This is a genomic window from Variovorax sp. J22R115, assembly GCF_030317005.1.
Classification (GTDB): domain Bacteria; phylum Pseudomonadota; class Gammaproteobacteria; order Burkholderiales; family Burkholderiaceae_C; genus Variovorax.
In genome coordinates this window covers 270,390-292,442 of sequence record NZ_JASZYM010000010.1, presented here as the reverse complement: position 1 = coordinate 292,442, position 22,053 = coordinate 270,390, and the positions used below count along the sequence as shown (strand labels likewise).

At 66.6% G+C, this 22,053-nt stretch carries 19 protein-coding genes and 1 pseudogene; 16 read left to right on the top strand and 4 right to left on the bottom strand.

Features of this window, described 5'->3' with window-relative positions:
* Window positions 1-393: 393 nt before the first annotated feature.
* Window positions 394-858 carry an Lrp/AsnC family transcriptional regulator gene (locus QTI04_RS19540; protein ID WP_286617116.1) on the bottom strand — a complete coding sequence of 155 codons (465 nt, stop codon included), beginning with the start codon at window positions 856-858 and terminating at the stop codon, window positions 394-396.
* Window positions 859-964: 106 nt separating this feature from the next.
* Here QTI04_RS19540 and mdeB point away from each other — a divergent pair, with 106 nt between their 5' ends.
* The 6 genes and pseudogenes from mdeB to QTI04_RS19510 all read left to right on the top strand — a co-directional run.
* The gene (gene mdeB, locus QTI04_RS19535; protein WP_286617115.1) at window positions 965-3,622 is read left to right on the top strand and encodes an alpha-ketoglutarate dehydrogenase; all 2,658 of its coding nucleotides are present in this window, start codon (window positions 965-967) and stop codon (window positions 3,620-3,622) included.
* A gap of 166 nt (window positions 3,623-3,788) precedes the next feature.
* Complete coding sequence (gene ltnD, locus QTI04_RS19530) at window positions 3,789-4,691, top strand: L-threonate dehydrogenase (protein ID WP_286600230.1); 903 nt, start codon at window positions 3,789-3,791, stop codon at window positions 4,689-4,691.
* On the top strand, window positions 4,688-5,956 hold the full coding sequence (otnK, locus tag QTI04_RS19525; protein WP_286617114.1) for a 3-oxo-tetronate kinase: 1,269 nt from the start codon (window positions 4,688-4,690) through the stop codon (window positions 5,954-5,956). Before ltnD ends, otnK begins: the two co-directional genes overlap by 4 nt.
* Complete coding sequence (locus QTI04_RS19520; protein WP_286600227.1) at window positions 5,953-6,627, top strand: aldolase; 675 nt, start codon at window positions 5,953-5,955, stop codon at window positions 6,625-6,627. Before otnK ends, QTI04_RS19520 begins: the two co-directional genes overlap by 4 nt.
* Before the next feature lie 139 nt (window positions 6,628-6,766).
* Window positions 6,767-7,591, top strand: coding sequence for a 2-oxo-tetronate isomerase (otnI, locus tag QTI04_RS19515; protein ID WP_286600225.1), 825 nt, complete (start codon window positions 6,767-6,769; stop codon window positions 7,589-7,591).
* Between the two features lie 9 nt (window positions 7,592-7,600).
* Window positions 7,601-7,741, top strand: a pseudogene (locus tag QTI04_RS19510) (RidA family protein); the annotation flags it as partial.
* A 27-nt stretch (window positions 7,742-7,768) separates the two neighbouring features.
* On the opposite strand, the gene QTI04_RS19505 reads toward QTI04_RS19510, so the two are convergent.
* Entirely contained in the window at window positions 7,769-8,332 is a 564-nt protein-coding gene (locus tag QTI04_RS19505) for a hypothetical protein (protein ID WP_286617113.1), read from the bottom strand.
* 224 nt (window positions 8,333-8,556) lie between these two features.
* Between QTI04_RS19505 and QTI04_RS19500 the strand changes: the two genes are divergently transcribed.
* The 8 genes from QTI04_RS19500 (at window position 8,557) to QTI04_RS19465 (ending at window position 15,444) form a co-directional block, all read left to right on the top strand.
* A complete protein-coding gene (locus QTI04_RS19500; RefSeq protein WP_286600223.1) occupies window positions 8,557-8,940 on the top strand; it encodes a VOC family protein in 384 nt (127 codons plus the stop codon).
* Entirely contained in the window at window positions 8,903-10,168 is a 1,266-nt protein-coding gene (locus QTI04_RS19495; RefSeq protein WP_286617111.1) for an NAD(P)/FAD-dependent oxidoreductase, read from the top strand. Before QTI04_RS19500 ends, QTI04_RS19495 begins: the two co-directional genes overlap by 38 nt.
* A 96-nt stretch (window positions 10,169-10,264) precedes the next feature.
* Window positions 10,265-10,780: a DUF1269 domain-containing protein gene (locus tag QTI04_RS19490; RefSeq protein ID WP_286617110.1), complete on the top strand. Its 516-nt coding sequence runs from the start codon at window positions 10,265-10,267 to the stop codon at window positions 10,778-10,780.
* A gap of 58 nt (window positions 10,781-10,838) precedes the next feature.
* Window positions 10,839-12,002, top strand: a complete 1,164-nt coding sequence (locus tag QTI04_RS19485; protein WP_286600220.1) for a cytochrome c oxidase subunit II — start codon at window positions 10,839-10,841, stop codon at window positions 12,000-12,002.
* Window positions 12,003-12,028: 26 nt separating this feature from the next.
* The gene (ctaD, locus tag QTI04_RS19480; RefSeq protein WP_286617130.1) at window positions 12,029-13,798 is read left to right on the top strand and encodes a cytochrome c oxidase subunit I; all 1,770 of its coding nucleotides are present in this window, start codon (window positions 12,029-12,031) and stop codon (window positions 13,796-13,798) included.
* Window positions 13,799-13,806: 8 nt separating this feature from the next.
* Complete coding sequence (locus QTI04_RS19475) at window positions 13,807-14,415, top strand: cytochrome c oxidase subunit 3 (RefSeq protein WP_286600790.1); 609 nt, start codon at window positions 13,807-13,809, stop codon at window positions 14,413-14,415.
* A gap of 10 nt (window positions 14,416-14,425) precedes the next feature.
* Entirely contained in the window at window positions 14,426-15,121 is a 696-nt protein-coding gene (locus tag QTI04_RS19470; protein WP_286600219.1) for a heme-copper oxidase subunit III family protein, read from the top strand.
* Between the two features lie 8 nt (window positions 15,122-15,129).
* The gene (locus QTI04_RS19465) at window positions 15,130-15,444 is read left to right on the top strand and encodes a cytochrome C oxidase subunit IV family protein (protein WP_286600216.1); all 315 of its coding nucleotides are present in this window, start codon (window positions 15,130-15,132) and stop codon (window positions 15,442-15,444) included.
* A 10-nt stretch (window positions 15,445-15,454) separates the two neighbouring features.
* Here the strand turns inward: QTI04_RS19465 and QTI04_RS19460 are convergent, their stop codons facing one another.
* Together QTI04_RS19460 and QTI04_RS19455 are read right to left on the bottom strand one after the other, a co-directional pair.
* A complete protein-coding gene (locus tag QTI04_RS19460) occupies window positions 15,455-17,077 on the bottom strand; it encodes an MFS transporter (protein WP_286600214.1) in 1,623 nt (540 codons plus the stop codon).
* 6 nt (window positions 17,078-17,083) lie between these two features.
* Window positions 17,084-17,578, bottom strand: coding sequence for an Lrp/AsnC family transcriptional regulator (locus QTI04_RS19455; protein ID WP_286600212.1), 495 nt, complete (start codon window positions 17,576-17,578; stop codon window positions 17,084-17,086).
* Window positions 17,579-17,752: 174 nt separating this feature from the next.
* On the opposite strand from QTI04_RS19455, the gene QTI04_RS19450 reads away from it, so the two are divergent.
* Both QTI04_RS19450 and yajC read left to right on the top strand, forming a co-directional pair.
* On the top strand, window positions 17,753-21,370 hold the full coding sequence (locus tag QTI04_RS19450; protein ID WP_286617108.1) for an indolepyruvate ferredoxin oxidoreductase family protein: 3,618 nt from the start codon (window positions 17,753-17,755) through the stop codon (window positions 21,368-21,370).
* Window positions 21,371-21,563: 193 nt separating this feature from the next.
* On the top strand, window positions 21,564-21,896 hold the full coding sequence (gene yajC / locus QTI04_RS19445; protein WP_286600210.1) for a preprotein translocase subunit YajC: 333 nt from the start codon (window positions 21,564-21,566) through the stop codon (window positions 21,894-21,896).
* The last annotated feature ends 157 nt before the right edge of the window (window positions 21,897-22,053 follow it).

Genomic DNA, 22,053 nt, shown 5'->3' with positions numbered 1-22,053 from the left:
GTTGTCGGCGTTGCGGTCGCCGTCCGGATGGACGTAGGCGCCGAAGGGCGTGATGTACCACCGGTTGTCGTAGTACTGGTCCGCTGCGAAAGTGGTCTGCGCAAGGCAGGCGCCATACGGAAGGGCAAGCACGCAGCAAGCTGCAAGGGTGCGTCGGTCGAACATGAAAGCCTCACTTTGTTGATGTTGAGAGCCTCAACCGGAGCCAGTGGAGGGGAACGATAGGTGCGGCCAAGCCCACCGAGCCGTGCATACGCAACCGTGTGTGTCGCGCTCTGGTCAACTCGGCCACCTTCGGTTGCACTTCTTTCAGGTGGAACCGCGAGATTTGCTCGCGTGCAACGCTTGGCCCCAAAAACGCAGAGATCGATCTCCCCGCAGCTTTGCTTGAGCCTATTGCGGCAGCGGAAGCGCCGTCTTGTAGCGCACCTGCTTGAGCGCAAAGCTGGAGCGGATCTTCTCGATCCCGGCGATCGGCGTGAGCTGTTCGAGGATGAACTTCTCGAGCGCCCCGATGTCGGCGACGGCGACCCGGATCAGATAGTCGCTATCGCCGGTCATCAGGTAGCACTCCATGACTTCGTCGTGCTCCGCGATGCGTTGCTCGAACTCGGCCAGCGACTGCTTGCTCTGCGTCTTGAGGCTGATGGAAATGAACACGTTGAGGCCGAGGCCCAAGGCGCTCGCGCTGGCCAGTGCGACGTAGCGCTGGATCACGCCGGTGCTCTCGAGCGCCTTCACGCGCGCCAGGCACGGCGAGGGCGACAGATGCACCCGGCGCGCCAGTTCCACGTTCGAAAGCGCGCCGTCGCGCTGCAGTTCGTCCAGGATGCGGAGATCGATTGCGTCGAGTTGCATGAAATGCTGTGCAAGAGCCAAATCGCGGCATTCTATGTGGCTGTCGACCGCTGAAATGGGTGGAAACGGCATCTCATTTCAAAACTCGCGGCCTAAAGTGCGGTCTATGAACGCCCCGATATCCCCCGATCAGTTGCGCGCATTGCTCGACATGTCCCTTCACGATGCCGACCCCGTCGAAACCGCCGAATGGCGCGATGCCTTCGTCGCGCTGGCCGAAACACACGGCCCCGAGCGGGCGCGCTGGATGCTGGACGAACTCGCGCGCATGGCGCGGGCGCAGCGCATCGGCTGGCAGCCCGAACTGTCGACGCCGTACGTCAACACCATCGCGGTCGAGGCCCAGCCGGCGTTCCCCGGCGACCTCGCGATCGAGGAGCGTCTCGCGTCGCTGATGCGCTGGAACGCGCTCGCGATGGTCGTGCGCGCCAACCAGGCCTATGGCGAACTCGGCGGCCACATCGCGAGCTACGCGAGTGCGGCCGATCTGTTCGAGACGGGGTTCAACCACTTCTTCCGTGCGCGCACCGAGGCGCATCGCGGCGATCTCGTGTTCTTCCAGCCGCACAGCGCGCCGGGTGTTTATGCGCGCGCCTTTCTCGAAGGCCGCCTCAGCGAGGAAGACCTGACCCATTACCGGCAGGAACTCACCGCACCCGCCTTCACCGAGGGCAAGGGCGCACGGGGGCTCAGCAGCTATCCGCATCCGTACCTGATGCCGGACTTCTGGCAGTTCCCGACCGGCTCGATGGGCATCGGCCCGATCAGCTCGATCTACCACGCACGCTTCATGCGCTACCTCACGCACCGCAACCTCCTGAACTGCGAGGGTCGGAAAGTCTGGGGCGTGTTCGGCGACGGTGAGATGGACGAGCCCGAATCGATGAGCGCGCTCACGCTCGCCGCGCGCGAGAAGCTCGACAACCTCGTGTGGGTGGTCAACTGCAACCTGCAACGCCTCGACGGGCCGGTGCGCGGCAACGGCCGCATCATCGACGAGCTCGAAAAGCTCTTCGCCGGCGCCGGCTGGAACGTGATCAAGCTCGTCTGGGGCAGCGACTGGGACGGCCTTTTTGCGCGCGACGTGAACGGCGCGCTGGTGCGTGCCTTCGCCAACACCGTCGATGGCCAGATGCAGACTTTCGCGGCCAAGGATGGCCGCTACAACCGCGACACCTTCTTCGGCCAGGACGAGGAACTCGCGCGGCTCGCCCAAGGCATGACCGACGAGCAGATCGACCGCCTGAAGCGCGGTGGCCACGACCTCGTGAAGATCCATGCCGCCTACGCCGCCGCTGCCGCCCATCAGGGCCAGCCCACGGTGATCCTCGCCCACACCAAGAAGGGCTATGGCATGGGCAGCGCGGGGCAGGGCAAGATGACCACGCACTCGCAGAAGAAGCTGGACGACACTGACCTCATCGAGTTCCGCAACCGCTTCAACCTGCCGCTCACGGATGAGCAGGCCACGAAGGCCGCCTTCTACAAGCCGGCCGACGACAGCGCCGAGATGCACTATCTGCTGGGGCGTCGCGCCGCGCTCGGCGGCAGCATGCCGCGCCGTGAGACCGCCTGCGAGGTGGTCGCCAAGCCCGACATCGCGGCCTACGCGCAATTCGCGGTGGCCGCCGCGGGCAAGGAGATGAGCACCACCATGGCCTTCGTGCGCATGCTGGGCAATCTCATGAAGGACCCGGCGCTCGGCCCGCGCGTGGTGCCCATCGTCGCGGACGAGGCGCGCACCTTCGGCATGGCCAACCTATTCAAGCAGGTCGGCATCTATTCGAGCGTGGGCCAGCGCTATGCGCCGGAAGACATCGGCTCGGTGCTCTCGTACCGCGAGGCGACCGATGGCCAGATCCTCGAGGAAGGCATCAGCGAGGCCGGCGCCATCGCGAGCTGGACGGCTGCTGCCACCAGCTACAGCGTGCACGGGCTGGCGATGCTGCCCTTCTATATCTACTACTCGATGTTCGGCTTCCAGCGGGTGGGCGACCAGATCTGGGCCGCCGCCGACCAGCGGCCGCGCGGCTTCCTGCTCGGCGCGACCTCGGGCCGCACCACGCTGGGCGGCGAGGGACTGCAGCATCAGGACGGATCGAGCCATCTCATCGCAGCGACCATTCCGAACTGCAAGGCCTACGACCCGGCCTTCGCCGGCGAGATGGCGGTCATCGTCGATGCGGGCATCCGCGAGATGCTGGTCGAGCAGAAGGACGTGTTCTATTACGTCACGCTCATGAACGAGAACTACGCGCAGCCTGACTTGCCTGCGGGCGCGGAAACCGACGTGCTGCGCGGCTGCTATCGCTTCGACGGCTGGAAGGGCGCGCAGCCGAAGTCCGTGAGCGCGAAGGTCACGCTGCTCGGCTCCGGCGCGATCCTGACCGAAGTCATCAAGGCCGCGCAGATGTTGGCCGGAGAGGGCATTGCCGCCGAGGTCTTCAGCGTCACGAGCTGGAGCGAGCTGGCCCGCGACGGCCGGGCTTGCGAAGAGCGCGCGCTGGCGGGCGACGCGAGCCCGGGCACGCCGTTCATCGCGCAGCAATTGGCCGGCGGAAGCGGCCCGGTGGTTGCCGCGACCGACTATGTGCGCGCCGTGCCAGAGAGCGTCCGCGCCTTCCTGCCCGAAGGCCGCCGCTACCTCACGCTCGGTACCGACGGCTTCGGCCGCAGCGACACCCGTGTCGCGTTGCGGCAGTTCTTCGGTGTCGATGCCCAGAGCATCGTGCGGGCCGCACGGCACGCACTGGCGCCGCGCTGAAACGTCTCCGGTTTCGACGTGTCGCCATGAGGGGTTAGTCCCGTTGTGATGCGGTCGCGAATTTCTATGATGGCCCCCTGATCCCGCGCGGCCCGCCAGGCGGCCGGCGCGGACGCCAGCGCGTTTCTTGCGTGCTGGCCTTCCTTCGAAACCCTCGGGACCATCCATGAACAAAGCGGGACTCATCGGCCTGGGCGCCATGGGCGCAGGCATTGCGGGAACACTGCGCAGCAAGGGCTACGAAGTGCATGTGTGCGACGTGCGGCCTGGTGCGGCACTGCGCTTCGCCGAACAGGGCGGCGTCGCCTGGGCCACCCCGGCGCAGGTCGCGGCCGCGTGCGACGTGGTCATCTCCGTCGTCGTCAACGCGCAGCAGACCGAGGACGTGCTCTTCGGCGAAGGCGGAGCGGCTGCGGCGATGAAACCCGGCAGCGTGTTCGTGATGTGCTCGACCGTCGACCCCAACTGGTCGATCGCGCTCGAAGAGCGCCTGAACGCCTCGGGCATCCACTACATCGACGCGCCGATCTCCGGCGGCGCCGCCAAGGCCGCGAGCGGGCAGATGACCATGATGAGCGCCGCCCGGCCCGAGGCCTATGCGAAGGCCGACCCGGTGCTCGACGCCATGGCCGGCAAGGTCTACCGCCTGGGCGATCGCGCTGGCGCCGGCAGCAAGGTGAAGATCATCAACCAGCTGCTCGCCGGCGTGCACATCGCTGCGGCGGCCGAGGCCATGGCGCTGGGCCTGCGCGAAGGCGTGGCGCCCGATGCGCTCTACGAGGTCATCACGCACAGCGCCGGCAACAGCTGGATGTTCGAGAACCGAATGGCCCATGTGCTGGCGGGCGACTACACGCCGCTGTCGGCGGTCGACATCTTCGTGAAGGACCTGGGGCTGGTGCTCGACACGGCGCGGGCCAGCAAGTTTCCGCTGCCGCTCGCGTCCACCGCGCACCAGATGTTCATGCAGGCATCCACCGCGGGCTTCGCGAAGGAGGACGATAGCGCCGTGATCAAGATCTTTCCGGGCATCGAGCTGCCGCCCTCCACCAAGGCGGGCAAGCCATGACGCTCCTGCTCGGCTGCATCGCCGATGACTTCACGGGCGCGACCGATCTCGCGAACAACCTGGTGCGCGCGGGCATGCGCGTGGTCCAGACCATCGGCGTGCCGGCCTCGCCGCTGGCGGCGGAGGTCGATACGGTGGTGGTGGCGCTCAAGTCGCGCACCATCGCGCCGGCCGAGGCGGTGGCGCAGTCGCTCGACGCGCTGCGCTGGCTGAAGGTGCAGGGCGCGCGGCAGGTCTATTTCAAGTACTGCTCCACCTTCGACAGCACGGCCGAGGGCAACATCGGACCGGTCACCGAGGCGCTGATGGATGCGCTGGACTGCGACTTCACCATCGCCACGCCCGCGTTCCCGGACAACAAGCGCACCGTGTTCAAGGGCTACCTGTTCGTGGGCGACGTGCTGCTCAACGAGAGCGGCATGCAGAACCATCCGCTCACGCCCATGACCGACCCGAACCTCGTGCGCGTGATGCAGGCTCAGACGCGGCGCAAGGTCGGGCTGATCGACCACGTCACCGTGGCGAAGGGCGCTGCGGCGATCGGCGAGCACATCGCGCAGTTGCGCCGCGAAGGCGTGGGCGTCGCCATCGTCGATGCGGTGTCCAACGACGATCTGATGCGCCTCGGGCCCGCGCTCGCCGACATGCCGCTCGTCACCGCAGGCTCGGGTGTGGCGATCGGCCTGCCGGCCAACTTCGGGCTCGCGCCTTCGTCCGCCGCCAGCGTGCTGCCCGCGGCGAGCGGCTTGCAGGCGGTCGTCTCGGGCAGCTGCTCGCTCGCGACGAATCGGCAGGTCGCAGATTTCATCGCATCGGGCCGCTCGGCCCTGGCGATCGATCCGGTGCAGATCGCTTCGGGCATCAACGTGGTCGCGCAGGCGTTGGCCTGGGCGGCGCCGCTCATCGAGCAAGGGCCCGTGCTGATCTATTCGACGGCGGACCCCGAGGCCGTCAAGTCGGTGCAGGGGCGCCTCGGTGTCGCGGAGGCGGGCGCCATGGTCGAGGAAGCCATTGCCGCCATTGCACGTGGGCTGATCGAGCGCGGTGTGCGGCAATTGGTCGTGGCGGGCGGCGAGACCTCGGGCGCGGTCGTGCAGGCGCTTGGCATTGCCCAGTTGCAGATCGGTGCGCAGATCGATCCGGGCGTGCCGTGGTGCCATGCGCACAGCGATGCGGCCGACGGTGCGGGCCTTCACATCACGCTCAAATCCGGCAACTTCGGCAGCGACGATTTCTTCACCAAAGCCTTTACATTCCTCGGATGAACGAGAGCCACGCGAGAGAAGAAATCTGCCGCATCGGCCGCAGCCTCTTCGAGCGCGGCTACGTGCACGCCACTGCCGGGAACATCAGCATCCGGCTCGACAGCGGCTTCCTGATCACGCCGACCGATGCCTGCCTCGGCTTTCTCGACCCTGCGAAGCTCGCACGGCTCGACGCCCATCTGCACCAGACCCACGGCGACCTCGCCAGCAAGACCATCGCCCTGCACGCGCGCATCTACGGCGCTGCGAGCCAGTTCGATGCGGGCACGCGCTGCGTCATCCACACGCACAGCACGCACTGCGTGGCGCTCACGCTGAACACGGCGGGCGCGGAGTTGCTCCCGCCGATCACGCCGTATTTCGTGATGAAGGTTGGCCATGTCCCGGTGATTCCGTACCACCTCCCCGGCGCGCCCGAAGCCGCGGCGCTGGTCGCGCAGACCATCGAGCGCTACGGCACGCAAGGCACGCCGCTGCGCGCCGTGATGCTCGACCGCCTCGGCCCCAACGTCTGGCACGACACGCCCGCCGCCGCGATGGCCGTGCTGGAGGAGCTGGAGGAAACCGCCAAGCTCTGGCTCCTGTCGAGCCAGGCGAAGCAAAGCGCGCCCGAACCTCTGGGCCCGAAGCAGATCAACGACCTGCGCCGCAACTTCGGTGCGAGATGGTGACTACCCCCCAGCCTCGCCCACTGCGTGTGGCTCGGACACCCCCCTCCGGGGGGCAACGAAGGCGGACCGGCGGAGCCGGATCCGTGGCATTTCTGGAATTGCGGGGCGCCGCCGCGCCTTCGATCTGTTGGAGTTTTTGATGCCTCGATTTGCCGCCAATCTTTCAATGCTCTATCCGGAGCTTGATTTTCTGGACCGCTTTGAAGCCGCTGCGAAGGATGGCTTTCGGGCTGTCGAATATCTGTTTCCCTATGCCTATGAACAGCGGGAACTCGCGGCTCGGCTGTCGGCCAATGGGTTGCAGCAGGTGCTGTTCAACGGGCCGCCCGGTGACTGGGAGCGTGGGGAGCGCGGTCTCGCCTGCCTGCCGGGGCGCGAAGCGGAGTTTCGGGAAGGCATTCTCAAGGCGCTCGACTACGCCGCCGCACTGTCGTGTCCGCGCATCCACGTCATGGCCGGGTTGGTGCCGGGAGGCACGGAACGGGACGCCGTGCAGCCCAACTACATCGACAACCTTCGTTGGGCCGCGGTCGAAGCGGCCAAGGGCGGGCTCGATCTGCTGATCGAGCCGATCAACACGCGCGACATTCCGCGCTTTTTCCTGAACCGGCAGGACCACGCACACGAGATCGTCGAGGCCGTCGGCGCGCTGAACGTGCAGGTGCAGATGGATCTCTACCATTGCCAGATCGTCGAGGGCGATGTGGCGATGAAGATCCGCAAGTACCTGCCCACGGGCCGCGTCGGGCACTTTCAGATCGCGGGCGTGCCGGACCGGAACGAGCCCGACATCGGCGAGATGAACCATCCCTATCTCTTCGATGTCATCGACGAGGTGTCCGCGCAATGCGGCTGGGAGGGCTGGGTCGGCTGCGAATACCGGCCGCGGCGCGGTGCCGTCGCCAACGGCACCTCGGACGGGCTCGGCTGGCTGCGCTCGCTGCCGCGCACCTCGGGCGCATGAGGCTCCGACTACGCGCCGTACAACCGCGTGCGTGGACTCTTCTACCCGGGCGAACCGCCGGTCAGCACGGTGGTGGAGCTATCGCGCTTCCTGCCGGGGGACGAAGTGCTGATCGAGGTGGAAGCGACGATGTATTTGCCGCAGCACTGAGCAGGCGCGCCGCGGGTGGGCGCGCAGCTAGCAGAGCGGCAGCCGCAGAGTGACCCCGAGGCTGCCCAGCGGCGACGGTGCCGCGTAGATGCGCCCACCGTTGTCGCTCACGATCTGTTCGCACAGCTTGACGCCGTCGATCGAATGGGCGTGGGCCGCATCGTCTCGACGCGCCAAAGCGGCGCTGAAGCACCGACCGAGGCGCGGCTCTTCGGCAGGCGCCTGGTCCATGAAATTGATGACGGCGTGCGCGCCATCCGCGCGGGCCAACAACTGCAACGTGCCACCCGCCGGCATGATGCGGCAGGCCAGATCGGCGACTTGCGTGAAGACCTCCTGCATCCCCGAGCGGTCGAGAAACACGGTCAGTGGATCCGATGGAATGCGCAGATCCATCGCGATGCCCGCCGCTTTGAGCCGGGCACCCAGAGACTCCGACATCTGGCCCACGATCTCGCGGATATCTGCGAGATGGCGGGGGCTCGATGCGCGAGCCCCGGCGGACGGGATGCCGGGCTCGCTGGCGACTTGGGTGCCGGATTGCCGGAGCGCGGCCAACGGGCGCGCGAAGATCTTCAGGAATTTGTACATGGCTGCTTGGCGATACGCTGCGCGAGTGGGCAGCGATCATCGTCGATGGTCATCGCCTTCATCGGGGCGCGGTATCCCAAGAGACGTGGGGGCCAGGCGGCGGCTTTCAAGAGCGAGCTTGGCGGGGCTCATTGCCCATGCTGCGGCCCGTCATTCGTCGTCCCCGCGTTGCGCCTGCCGGATGTGGCCGTAATACTTGTGGCTTGCATCGAAGGGTGACCATCATGTCCATCCAGTTGAACCACACCATCGTCAAGGCCCGCGACCCGCGGGCATCGGCGGCACTCCTGGCCGAGTTGCTCGGGCGCGGCGCGCCGGTGCCCTTCGGGCCGTTTCATGGCGTGGAAATCGACAACGGCGTCACGCTCGATTTCATGAAAGTCGATGGTGAGTTCGACTGGGCGCACTACGCCTTTCTCGTGAGCGAGAGCGAGTTCGACGACATCTTCGGGCGCATCCGCGCACGCGGGATTCCCTACTGGGCCGATCCCGGCCACCACCAGCCCGGCGAGATCAACCACGGCGACGGCGGCCGGGGGGTCTACTGGGACGACCCCGACGGCCACGTCCTTGAAATCCTCACCCGGCCTTATGGCAGCGGCGGCTGATCCGGTGGCGCCGGTCCCGCAAGCGTGCGAGGTGCTGGTAATCGGCGCCGGCCCGGCCGGGACCGCTTGTGCCCAGTCGCTGGCGCGGGCGGGCTTCGATGTAGTGCTCGCCGACCAGCAGTTGTTCCCGCGCGACAAGGTCTGCGGCGACGGATTGATTCCGGATGCTCACCGGGCGCTGGAGCGGCTCGGCGTGCTCGACGAAGTGCTGGCACACGCACGGGCCGCGACGCACGTCGCCTGTGTCGGCCCGAGCGGCGGGCGGGTGGAGGTGCCGGCGCATCTCGCGGTGCTGCCGCGCCGTGAACTGGACGAGATCCTGCGGCTTTCGGCGATCAGGGCGGGTGTGCGCTGGCTCGCTCCGGCCCGCTTCGATGCACCGCTCCTCGATCCCGGTCAACAGGTGATCGGCGCGCGGCTTGCCTTGCCGGATGGCGCGCCGCGCGTACCGCACGCGCTGCGCGCCCGCTGGACCGTGCTCGCCACCGGCGCGGCATCGGTTCCGCTGAACTCGGCCGGCTTGTGCACGCGCCGCACGCCGAGCGGGATGGCGCTGCGGGGTTACGTCCGGAACGATGCGATGGCGGGTCGGATCAAGGGACTCGACGTGGTGTGGCATCGCGCATTGCGGCGCGGCTACGGCTGGATCTTCCCGTGCGCCGGCGGCGTGTTCAACATCGGTGTCGGGATCACCCACAGCCGCGCGGACGTGCCCGACGTCAACCTGCGCGAGTTGTTCGCCACCTTCACAAGGCTGTACGCGCCGGCGCGCGAGCTGATGGAGGGCGGCGAGCCGCTGGGTCCGTTGAAGGGCGCGCCGTTGCGCTGTTCGCTCGACGGCGCGAAGTGGTCGCGGCCCGGGCTGCTGGTGGCGGGCGAGGCGGCGGGCAGCACCTATCTCTTCACCGGCGAGGGCATCGGCAAGGCGCTCGAGACCGGCATGCTCGCCGCGCAGGCGATCGCAGAAGGCCGCGACCAGCGGCTGGGCGACGCGCAAGTGCGCGCACGCTACGAGGCCGCGTTGCACGCGCTGAAGCCGCGCTTCGATGCCTACGAGCAGGCCAACCGCATCAACAACCACCCGTGGCTCGCGGACCTCCTGATCTGGCGCGCGCGCCACAGCGAGAGCGTCAGGAAGCGGCTGAGCGGCGTGATCGAGGAAACCCACACGCCGCGAAACCTCGTGACGGCCCAGGGCCTGCTGAGAATGCTTCTGCCGTCGGCGTGATGCGGGTCGGTGGTTGCCGACTTGATAACAGACGCTCATGGGCATATAAGTCGTCCATGGTTCCTTGTCTCGTCGCAAGACGGAAAGGAGGGTGCCATGAGGAGACGTATTTACTGGCTCATGCCAGATCTGGCGAGCGCCAGGCAAGCGATGCACGATCTCGTGCAGGCGCGTGTCGACGTTGCGCGCATTCATTTCGCCGGGCCGGAAGGCATGGACATGACTGGCCTGCACACGGCCAACGTGTGGCAGACCTCGGACGTCGTGCACGCGGCGAAGACCGGGTGGGTGATCGGCAGCGCCTGCGGCATGGTCATCGGCCTGGTGGCCGGCTTGCTTTTTCCGATCATGGGCGACGACCCCGAATGGGAAGTGGCCGTGTTGCTCGGCGTGCTGGGCGGCGTGATCGGCGCCTGGTCCGCCAGCATGATCGGCATCTCCATTCCGAGCACCCGGCTGCAGCGCTTCGAAGGCGCCATGGCCGAGGGCCGGATTCTCCTGATGGTGGATTTGCCGCGATCGCGCGTGCAGGACATCGAGGCACTGTTGCAGACCGCGCATCCTGAAGCCCGTTTCGAGGGCGAGGAGCAGCAGGTACCGGCGTTCCGCTGAAACGCCGCCGCATCGCCGATGAGTCGCGGACCGCCGATGCACAGCAAAGGAACCGCACATGATCATGGCCGTTGCCCTGCTGCTCATCGTGGTCGCCTCGGTGGCCTTTCACTTTCTCAATCCGTGGTGGCTGACGCCACTGGCTTCCAACTGGCAGGAGATGGACCACACGCTGACCATCACGCTGGTCATCACGGGCATTTTCTTCGTCGCGATCAATCTTTTCGTCGTCTACACGCTGGTGCGCTTCCGTCACCGCGAAGGCAGCCGCGCGGCACATGAGCCCGACAACAAGAAGCTGGAACGCTGGCTGATCGGCGGCACGACGGTCGGGATCATCGCGCTGCTGGCGCCGGGTCTCGTGGTCTACGCCAACTACGTAAGGGAGCCACGCGACTCGCTCGTGCTGGAGGTGGTGGGCCAGCAATGGCAGTGGCGATACCGTTTTCCCGGCGCTGACGGCAAGCTGGGCGCGAGCGATGCGCGCTTCTACAGCGCCTCCAATCCGTTCGGGCTCGATCCCGGCGACCCGGCTGGGCAGGACGACATCATGGTCGCCAGCGACGAGGTGCACCTGCCGCTCGGCAAGCCAGTGCTGGTGTTGGTTCGCTCGCACGACGTGCTGCACGACTTCTACGTCCCGCCGTTTCGCGCCCGCATGAACATAGTGCCGGGGCAGGTCAGCCGCTTCTGGTTCACGCCGACCGTCGTGGGCCGCTTCGAGGCGCTGTGCGCGCAGCTCTGCGGCGTGGGCCATCCGAACATGCGCGGCTTCGTGGTGGTGGAAGATCCGGCGCAGTTCCAGGCCTGGCAGGTGGCATTGCCGACCTTCGCCAGGACGCAGGTCAAGACGCTCCCGCCTCCGACGGGCGAAGCGGCCGCTGGTGGCGCGGGCGCGCGCGTGGAGCAGGGCCGCGCGCTGTCCGAATCCAAGGGCTGCGTGGCGTGCCACACCATCGACGGCACCGCCCGCGTAGGGCCGACGTGGAAGGGCCTCTACGGCAAGACCGAAAACATGAGGGACGGCACCACCGCGCTGGTCGATGACAACTACCTGCGCAGCTTCATCCGCGATCCGCAGGCGCGTGGCGTGAAGGGCTTTGCGCCCGTCATGCCCAAGATCGACCTGACCGACGAAGAACTGGCCGCGCTGGTGGCCTACATCCAGTCCCTCGGCAGCCCGCCGGCGCAGGCAGCCACCGAACCGAAGGTGCAGCGATGAACCCTGATTCGCCCGCGGGGCACACCGTGCCACACGACGACGAAGCCGAACACCACGCGCCGACATCGTTCCTGAGGCGCTACATCTGGAGCCAGGACCACAAGGTTATCGCGATCCAGTACGCCTGCGTCGCCATCACGGTGGGGGTGGTGGGGGTCGTGCTGTCGAACCTGATGCGGCTGCAACTCGGCTACCCCGGCCACTTCGAGTTCATCAACCCCGAGCGCTACTACCAGTTCGTGACCATGCACGGAATGATCATGGTGATCTACCTGTTGACCGCGCTCTTCCTCGGCGGCTTTGGAAACTACCTGATCCCGCTGATGGTGGGCGCGCGGGACATGGTCTTCCCCTATCTCAACATGCTGAGCTTCTGGGTCTACCTGCTGTCGGTCGTGGTGCTGATGGCGAGCTTCTTCGTTCCGGGTGGGCCGACCGGCGCGGGGTGGACGCTGTATCCGCCGCAGTCGATCCTGCGGGGCACGCCGGGCTACGACTGGGGCATCGTCCTCATGCTGGTGTCGCTCGTCATCTTCATCGTTGCGACCACGATGGGCGGCCTGAACTACGTGACCACCGTGCTCCAGGCCCGCTGCGAAGGCATGACGCTGATGCGCATGCCGCTGACCGTGTGGGGCATCTTCGTCGCCACCATCCTCGCGTTGATCGGCTTTCCGGCGCTGTTCGTGAGCGGCGTGATGCTGCTGCTCGACCGCACGCTGGGCACGAGCTTCTTCATGCCGGCGCTGGTGTCGATGGGGCAGATCACGGGCTACAAGGGCGGTAGCCCGTTGCTGTTCCAGCACCTGTTCTGGTTCTTCGGCCATCCGGAGGTCTACATCGTGGCGCTGCCGGCCTTTGGGATCGTTTCCGACCTGATCAGCGTGCACGCGCGCAAGTGCATCTTCGGCTACCGGATGATGGTGTGGGCCATCGTGGCGATCGGCGGGCTGAGCGTGGTCGTCTGGGCGCACCACATGTTCGTGGCGGGCATGAACCCGTACTTCGGCTTCTTCTTCGCCACCACGACACTGATCATTGCCGTGCCCACGGCCATCAAGGTCTACAACTGGCTGCTGACCCTGTGGCGCGGAGACATCCACCTGTCGGTGCCGATGCTGTTCGCGCTGGCTTTCGTGTGCACCTTCGCCATCGGCGGGCTGACCGGACTGTTCCTCGGCAACGTGAGCGTGGACATTCCGCTCTCGGGCACCTACTTCGTGGTGGCGCACTTCCACATGGTGATGGGCGTGGCACCGCTACTGGTGGTGTTCGGCGGCATCTACCACTGGTTCCCGAAGGTCACGGGCCGCATGCTCGACGACCGGCTGGGGCACCTGCATTTCTGGATCACATTCATCGGCACCTATCTGATCTATTTCCCCATGCACTACCTCGGCGTGCTGGGCATGCCGCGGCGCTACTACAACTTCGACGGCTACAAGTTCATTCCGCCGTCGGCGTTCAGCCTGAACACCTTCATCACCGTGGTCGCGCTGGTCGTCGGCGCGGCGCAGTTGCTGTTCATCATCAACCTCGCGTGGAGCGCGTGGCGCGGCCGGCCGGCGAATGCCAATCCGTGGCGCGCCGCTTCGCTCGAATGGCAGACGCCCGAGACGCCGCCGACCCATGGCAACTGGGGGCCGCGGTTGCCGGTGGTCTATCGGTGGGCCTATGCCTATGGCGTGCCGGGCAAGTCGGAAGATTTCATCCCGCAGACCGCACCGCCCGAAGCCGGCGGCGTCGAGCCCGAGCCTCATGGCGGCAAGGACGAAGCCCGAGGGGCATTGGCATGAGCGTTTCGATGGTCGCCAACGGCATCGATCGGAGCGGCAGGCTGCGCGCCGCGCACGCGAGCGCGGCCAGCATCGGCCTGTGGGTGTTCATGGGCGTCGCCACCAGCCTGTTCTCGCTCTTCATCACGGCCTACGTGATGCGCATGAACAGCAGCGACGCAGTGACACTCGCGCTGCCGTGGCAGCTCTGGCTCAGCACGTCGTTGCTCGTTGCGGGCAGCGTGGCCTTGCAACTGGCCCACCGGGCGGCGCGCGCCGCCGATGTCTTGCATACGCGTCGCCTGCTGCAAGCGGGAGGGCTGTTCGCGGCGGCGTTCATCTGTGTGCAACTGTGGGCCTGGCAGGCCTTGTGGAGCGCACAGGTGATGCCTGCCGGCAATCCGGCCGGCAGCTTCTTCTACCTGCTGACCGCAATGCACGGCCTTCACATGGCCGGTGGGCTCGCCGCCTGGGCGTGGACGGTGCGTGCCGTCCGGCGCGAACCCGCCGAGGCGGCCTGGCGGATTGCGCTCTGCGCGCGCTATTGGCACTTCATGCTCGCAGTGTGGGTCTTGCTGTTCGCCACGCTGGGGTTGGTCACGCCGGAAGTGGCGCGATTCATCTGCGGAACCGCTTGAGGAGGCATTCATGAACACCGCAACCATCGCGACACCTGTGCTCAGCCCTCCGATCGCTGCGGAAGGCTGGCGCGGGCTGATCGCCGACTGGTCGTCGGACCGCCGTGCTTTCCACGTCTCGTGGGGCAAGGCGATGATGTGGATCTTCCTGCTGAGCGACACCTTCATCTTCAGCTGCTTCCTCACCGGCTACATGACGGTGCGCGTGTCGACCACCGCTGCATGGCCCAATCCAAGCGAGGTGTTCGCGCTGCACGTGGGCGGCGCCAACGTGCCCTTGCTGCTGATTGCGATCATGACCTTCGTGCTCATCAGCAGCAGCGGCACGATGGCGATGGCCGTCAACTTCGCCTATCGCCGCGACAAGGTGAACGCCGCCACGCTCATGCTCGTGACCGCGACCTTCGGCGAACTCTTCGTCGGCATGCAGGCTTTCGAGTGGTCCAAGCTGATCATGGAGGGCGTGCGGCCCTGGGGCAATCCGATGGGCGCGGCGCAGTTCGGCTCGACCTTCTTCATGATCACCGGCTTCCACGGTCTTCACGTGACCGGCGGCGTGATCCTGCTATTCATCGTGGCCTTCAAGCTGATGCGCGGTGACTACGACCGGACCGGCAACTACCAGATCGTCGAGATCACGGGCCTGTACTGGCACTTCGTGGATCTCGTGTGGGTGTTCATCTTTGCGTTTTTCTATCTCTGGTGAGGACGATCATGACCCCAGGCACAGGCCAGCAACATCCGATCAGCCTCTACCTCAAGATCTGGGGGTTGCTGTTCGTGCTCAGCGCGATGTCGTACATGGTCGACTACCTGCACTTCCAGGGCTACCTGCGCTGGGGGCTGATCATCACCTTCATGCTGTTGAAGGCCGGGCTAATCGTGGCGATCTTCATGCACATGGCGTGGGAAAGGTTGTCGCTGGTGTATGCGATCCTGCTGCCGCCGCTGTGCCTGTTGGTGCTGGTGGGGCTGATGTTCGCGGAGGCGGGGCACACGTTGCTGACGCGGCTCCTCTTCTTCCACTAGGGACGAGCCCCTAGCGGTGCACGATGTAGCGAGTCACCACCGGCAGCGATTCCCCCTGATGGAACGCCAGCCGCCGCTCCCGCAACGCCATGTCCGCCGCTGTCGCGCGGTGAAAGCGCCGCAGATGCTCGGTCCATGACTCATCGACGATCTGCTCGACATAGCGTGACGGGTCCGTGATGTCATGCAGCAACTCCCACGCGATCGCGCCCTGGCTCAGCCGTGCGCGGCGTGTCTGGTGCATGACGATCAGGAAAGAGGCGGCGCGCGCGGGGTCTATCAGGTATTCAACCGTGATCACCACGCGGCCCTCTTCGCCGGGCGCGCTCTTCGGCGGACCGGCGGCCCAGCCCTGCTGGGCGGGGCTGGTGTCGTCCTCTTCGCCGGTGCCGTCGGTCACGTAGCGCAGCGCGGCCAGCATGCACAGCGTGCCGGTGACCGCGGCGATGCCGAGGCTGATGTAGAGCGAGGTGAGTTCCGCCACCTGGCCCCAGAGCGCGGCGCCGAACGCGCTCGCGCCCATGATGGCCATCTGATACATCGACATGCCGCGCGCACGCACCCAGTCGGGCAACGCGAGCTGGGCCGACACCGACAGCGAATTGGCGACGGTGATCCAGGCCATGCCGCCGAGGAACATCGCGGGCACGGCCACCCATGCATTGGGCGCTACCGCCATCACCGCCGTCGCGCCGGACTGCAGCAGCGCGCCGCGCAGCACCAACTGGTCGCGCACCATCGCCTGGCGCAGCCGTGGCAGGAACAGCACCGCCACGATGGCGCCCGAACCCATGGCCGCAAGCAGCAGCGTGAAGGTGCCGGCGCCGCCTCCGTGCAGATTGCGCGCCAGCAGCGGCAGCAGCGCGAGCAGCGCCGTGGAATGCAGGAAGAAGAGTGCCACGCGCGTGAGCACCGCGCGCATGCGCTGCGACTGGCGCACGAACTGCACGCCGACGCGCATGGCGCTGATCAGCTTCTCGCGTCCCAGCGGATTGGGCGTGTGCTCGCGCCGCCAGCGCAGCACGACGAAGCCCGAGGCCACGCACATCACGGCATTGAGCCCGAACACCCACACCGTGCCCGTGCTAGCGATCAGCGTGCCGGCCAGCAGCGGGCCGACGATGCGCGAGGCATTCATCGCGATGCCATTGAGCCCGAGCGCCGCCGGCAGGTGCGTTCGCGGCACCAACTCGGGGACGATGGCCGAGAACACCGGCCAGCGCATGGCCAGGCCGATGCCGTTGGCGAAGGTCAGGGCCAACAGCAGTGGCGCGTTCATGACGTCCATCACGACCGCGACGCACAGCACGATCGCGGTGCCGGCCAGCCAGAACTGGGTGGCGACCAGCCAGCGCCGCCGGTCGAGGATGTCGGCCAGCGCGCCGCTGGGCAGTCCGAGCAGGAACACCGGCAGCGTGGAGGCCGACTGCACCAGCGCGACCCAGATCGGCGAGGTGGTGAGCGAGGTCATCATCCAGGCGGCCGCCACGTCGTTCATCCACATGCAGACGTTGGCGATCAGCCAGGTGCTCCACAGCATGCGGAACACCGGGAGCCTCAGCGGTTCGAGAGGCCCGACGCGTGGCTGCACGCGCGGCGCAGAGGGAGTTTCCTGGGGCGAGATCGGTGGCATCGAGGCCTATTGTCGGCGCCCCGTCTGGGGCGCCAGGTGGTCGAGCGGCAAGGCGTGGCTCGCCTTGACTTCGCCGAGCGAGAAACTGGTGTGCAGATCCTTCACGTTCGGCAGGTTGAGCAGGTGCTGCAGCGCGAAGCGGGAGAAGCTGTCGAGGTCCTGCGCCACCACCTGCAGCTCGAAGGTGCCGGTGCCGCTGATGTAGTGGCAGGCAATGACTTCCGGCAGCTTGCGGATCGCGTCCTCCAGCTTGCGCGTGACATCGACGGTCACGCGCTCCGCGTCCACGCGCACGAAAGCGAGCACGCCGAGGCCGATCTTGTGGCGGTCGATCTCCGCGTGATAGCCCTTGATGAAGCCGGCCTCCTCGAGCGCCCGCACGCGGCGCCAGCACGGTGCGGCCGAAAGGCCCACGCGCAGTGCAAGCTCGGCGTTGGTGAGGCGCCCGTCGGCCTGCAGTTCTTGCAGGATGGCGAGGTCAAACTTGTCAATGCTTTCCATTGGTGTGCATATTAAGCAAGATTCTTTCAAAATGGGGCGACCAACAGGCAAAGAACGCAAACACCTGTCACGACAGCAGGCATACACTTTGCGTCATGATGGCCGAGGGGAATCCGACCCGGATGCCCCGCAAAGCCACGCCCACAAGGCTCAGCCCACCTGGAGACAGACACGATGAATGCCCCCCTGCCCGAGCACATTCGCAAGGCCCTGGAAACGGTCACGCTCGACGACAAATACTCACTGGACTACGGCCGCGCCTTCATGAGCGGCGTGCAGGCGCTGGTCAAGCTGCCGATGCTGCAGCGCTTGCGCGACCAGCAGCAGGGCAGGAACACGGCAGGTTTCATCAGCGGCTACCGCGGTTCGCCGCTCGGCGGCTACGACCAGGCGCTCTGGAAGGCCAGCAAGTTCCTGAAAGAACAGAACATCGTCTTCCAGCCGGGCGTGAATGAAGAACTCGCGGCGACCGCGCTCTGGGGTACTCAGCAGCTCGGCTTCTCGCCAGCCGGCACCAACAAGTTCGACGGCGTCTTCGGCATCTGGTACGGCAAGGGCCCGGGCGTGGACCGCTGCTCCGACGTCTTCAAGCATGCCAACATGGCCGGCACCACCGAATTCGGCGGCGTGATCGCGGTGGCCGGCGATGACCACATCTCCAAGAGCTCCACCGCGGCGCACCAGAGCGACCACATCTTCAAGGCCTGCGGCACGCCGGTGTTCTTCCCGGCCAACGTGCAGGAAATCCTCGACCTCGGCATCCATGCCTTCGCGATGAGCCGCTTCGCCGGGATCTGGTCGGGCATGAAGACGATCCAGGAGATCGTCGAATCGAGCGCCACCGCGATGATCGACCCCGAGCGCGTCGAGATCGTCATGCCCACCGACTTCCAGATGCCGCCAGGCGGCCTGCACATCCGCTGGCCCGACCATGCGCTGGAGCAGGAAGCGCGGCTCATGCACTACAAGTGGTACGCCGCGCTCGCCTACATCCGTGCCAACCGGCTCAATCACAACGTGATCGAAGGGCCGAACGACCGCTTCGGCATCATGGCCAGCGGCAAGGCCTTCAACGACACGCGCCAGGCGCTGATCGACCTGGGCCTGGACGACGCGGCCTGCCGCCAGCTCGGCATTCGTCTCCATAAGGTAGCCGTGGTGTGGCCGCTCGAAGCGCAGCTCACGCGCGCCTTCGCCACCGGCCTGCAGGAAATCCTGGTGGTCGAGGAAAAGCGCCAGGTCATCGAATACCAGCTCAAGGAAGAGCTCTACAACTGGCGCCCCGACGTGCGGCCCAACGTGGTCGGCAAGTTCGACGAGGGCGAAGTGCATCAGGCCGAGGGCTACTCGGGCGGCGAATGGTCGATGCCCAATCCGACCTCGCACACGCTGCTGCGCGCCAATGCGGACCTGAATCCGGCGCTGATCGCCAAGGCGATCGCACAGCGCCTGAAGAAGACCGGTCTGCTGGCGGCAGCCGGCGCTGACATGGCCGCGCGCATCGACGCCCAGCTCGCCATTCTCGAGGCCAAGGAGCGCGCCATGGCGGCGCCGCAAACCACTGGCGTGTCAGACGCGGGCCGCCAGCCCTGGTTCTGCTCGGGCTGCCCGCACAACACCAGCACCGTCGTGCCCGAAGGCTCGCGTGCGATGGGTGGCATCGGCTGCCACTTCATGGCGACCTGGATGGACCGCTCGACCATCGGCTTCACGCAGATGGGCGGCGAGGGCGTGCCGTGGGTCGGCCAGCAGCCCTTCACGACCGACCAGCACATCTTCGCCAACCTCGGCGACGGCACCTACTTCCACAGCGGCCTGCTGGCGATCCGCCAGAGCATCGCGGCCGGCGTGAACATCACCTACAAGATCCTCTACAACGACGCGGTCGCGATGACCGGCGGCCAGCAGGTCGGCGAGCGCCCCGAGGGCCACTCGGTGCTGCAGATCGCCGAAAGCCTGCACGCCGAGGGCGCAGTGAAGGTCGTCGTCGTCACAGACGAACCCGAGAAGTACGAGGGCGTGAACGTGCCCGGCGAGAACGTCAAGGTGCGCCACCGCGACGAGCTGGACGAGATCCAGCGCGAGTTCCGCGAAATCAAGGGCACCACGGCCATCATCTACGACCAGACCTGCGCGACCGAGAAGCGCCGCCGCCGCAAGCGGGGCACGGCCGTCGATCCGGCCAAGCGCGTGGTCATCAACGAGCTGGTCTGCGAAGGCTGCGGCGACTGCAGCGTGCAGAGCAATTGCCTGTCGGTGGAGCCGCTCGAAACCGAGTTCGGTCGCAAGCGCACCATCAACCAGAGCACCTGCAACAAGGACATGAGCTGCCTCAAGGGCTTCTGCCCCAGCTTCGTGACTGTCGAGGGCAGCCAACTCAAGAAGAAGTCGAAGAGCAAGGGCTCCACGCCGGCCGAACTGGGGGCGCTCGACGAGCCGGCACTGCCTTCGCTCGCGGGCGGGAACGTCTGGGGAGTTGTGGTCGCGGGTGTGGGAGGCACGGGCGTCATCACCATCGGCCAGTTGCTCGGCATGGCGGCGCACATCGAAGGCAAGGGCATCGTGACGCAGGACGCGGCGGGCCTCGCGCAAAAGGGCGGCGCCACCTGGAGCCATGTGCTGATCGGCGACACGCAGGACGACATCCGCACCACCCGCGTCGGCACGGCGGCGGCCGATTTGATCCTGGCCTGCGATCCGCTGGTCAGCGTCAATGCCGAGACCATGGCGCGCATGCGCGAAGGCCGCACGCACGTGGCGCTCAACAGCCACAGCAGCCCGACGGCGTCCTTCGTGCGCAATGCCAACTGGCAGAACCCGCAGGATGCCTGCGCTGTCGAGATCGCACGCGCGGTGGGCGCCGATGCCGTCGGCGCCTTCGACGCCGATGCGGCCGCGACCTCGCTGATGGGTGACTCGATCTACGTCAATCCGATGATCCTGGGCTACGCATGGCAAAAGGGCTGGCTCCCGCTCGAGCATGCGTCGCTGATGCGTGCGATCGAGCTGAACGCCGTGGCGGTCGACAACAACAAGGCCGCCTTCGAGTGGGGCCGCCAGGCCGCCCAGCGACCGAGCGAACTGCAAAAGCGCGTCCAGCCGGGCCAGATCATCGAATTCAAGAAGCGCGACACGGTCGAAAGCCTGGTGGCGCGCCGCGTCGAATTCCTGACCGGCTATCAGAACGCGGCCTACGCCGACCAGTACAAGGCCTTCGTCGCCAAGGTGCAGAAGGCCGAGTCGGCGCTGGGAAAGACCAGCCTGTCCGAGGCCGTCGCGCGCTATCTGTTCAAGCTGATGGCCTACAAAGACGAGTACGAGGTGGCGCGGCTGCACACCGACCGCAGCTTCCTCGACCGGGTCGAAGGCATGTTCGAGGGGCAGATGGGCAAGGACTTCAAGCTCAATTACCACCTCGCGCCGCCCATCATCGCGAAGAAGAATGCCAAGGGCGAACTGCAAAAGCAGAAGTTCGGTCCCGCGATGCTGACCGGCTTCAAGGTGCTCGCCAGGCTCAAGGGCCTGCGCGGCACGGCGCTGGACATTTTCGGCCGCACCGAGGAGCGCAAGACCGAGCGCGCACTGATCGGCGAATACCGCGCGAGCATCGACGAAGTGCTGTCCGGCCTGAGCGCCGAGAACTACGCCACGGCCCTGGAAATCGCCAGCCTGCCCGAGCAGATCCGCGGCTATGGCCACGTCAAGGAGCGCAACCTGGCCGCGGCGCGCGTGCGCTGGGCCGAGTTGATGGCCAAGTGGCGCCATCCGCAGGCAGCGCGCGCTGCGGCCTGACCCCGCCGCCAAAAGCCCCGATCGCCGCGCCGGGATCCCCCCGGCGCGGCGTTTCCCTGACGAATACAATGTTCGGCGCTGTGCGCGGCCAAGGTACCGCGCTGCGCGGCGGGTTTTGCTCCGCCGCGGATCTGCGGGCCCTCTTGTATTGGAGGCCGGCGCACTTATTTCTTCCCCTCTGCTGGAGACTCCCTTGTTCATTTCCTCTGCTTATGCCCAGACCGCGCCCGCTGCTTCCGGAGGCGGCGACATGATGTCCTCGCTCGGCAGCATGCTCCCGCTGGTGCTGATGTTCGTGGTCCTCTACTTCGTGATGATCCGCCCGCAGATGAAGCGCCAGAAGGAAGCCCGCGCGATGATCGAGGCGCTCGCCAAGGGCGACGAGGTGGCGACGGCCGGCGGCCTGCTCGGCAAGATCACCCAGATCGGCGAGCAGTACCTGACCGTCGAGATCGCCAAGGGCGTCGAAGTCCAGGTCCAGCGCAGCGCGGTGGTCCAGGTGCTCCCGAAAGGCGCGATCAAGTAAATGCTCGCCCCCAGGCTTGCCCACTTCGTGTGGCCGCCCACCCCCTACCGGGGGCGCTGCCGGTGGGCCGGCAAAGCCGGTTCCACGTCAGCCCACGAACGGGCGCGCTCCGCGCAGCCGAAAAGCACATGCCCCTCCCGGCTGGCGAGAGAGTTTT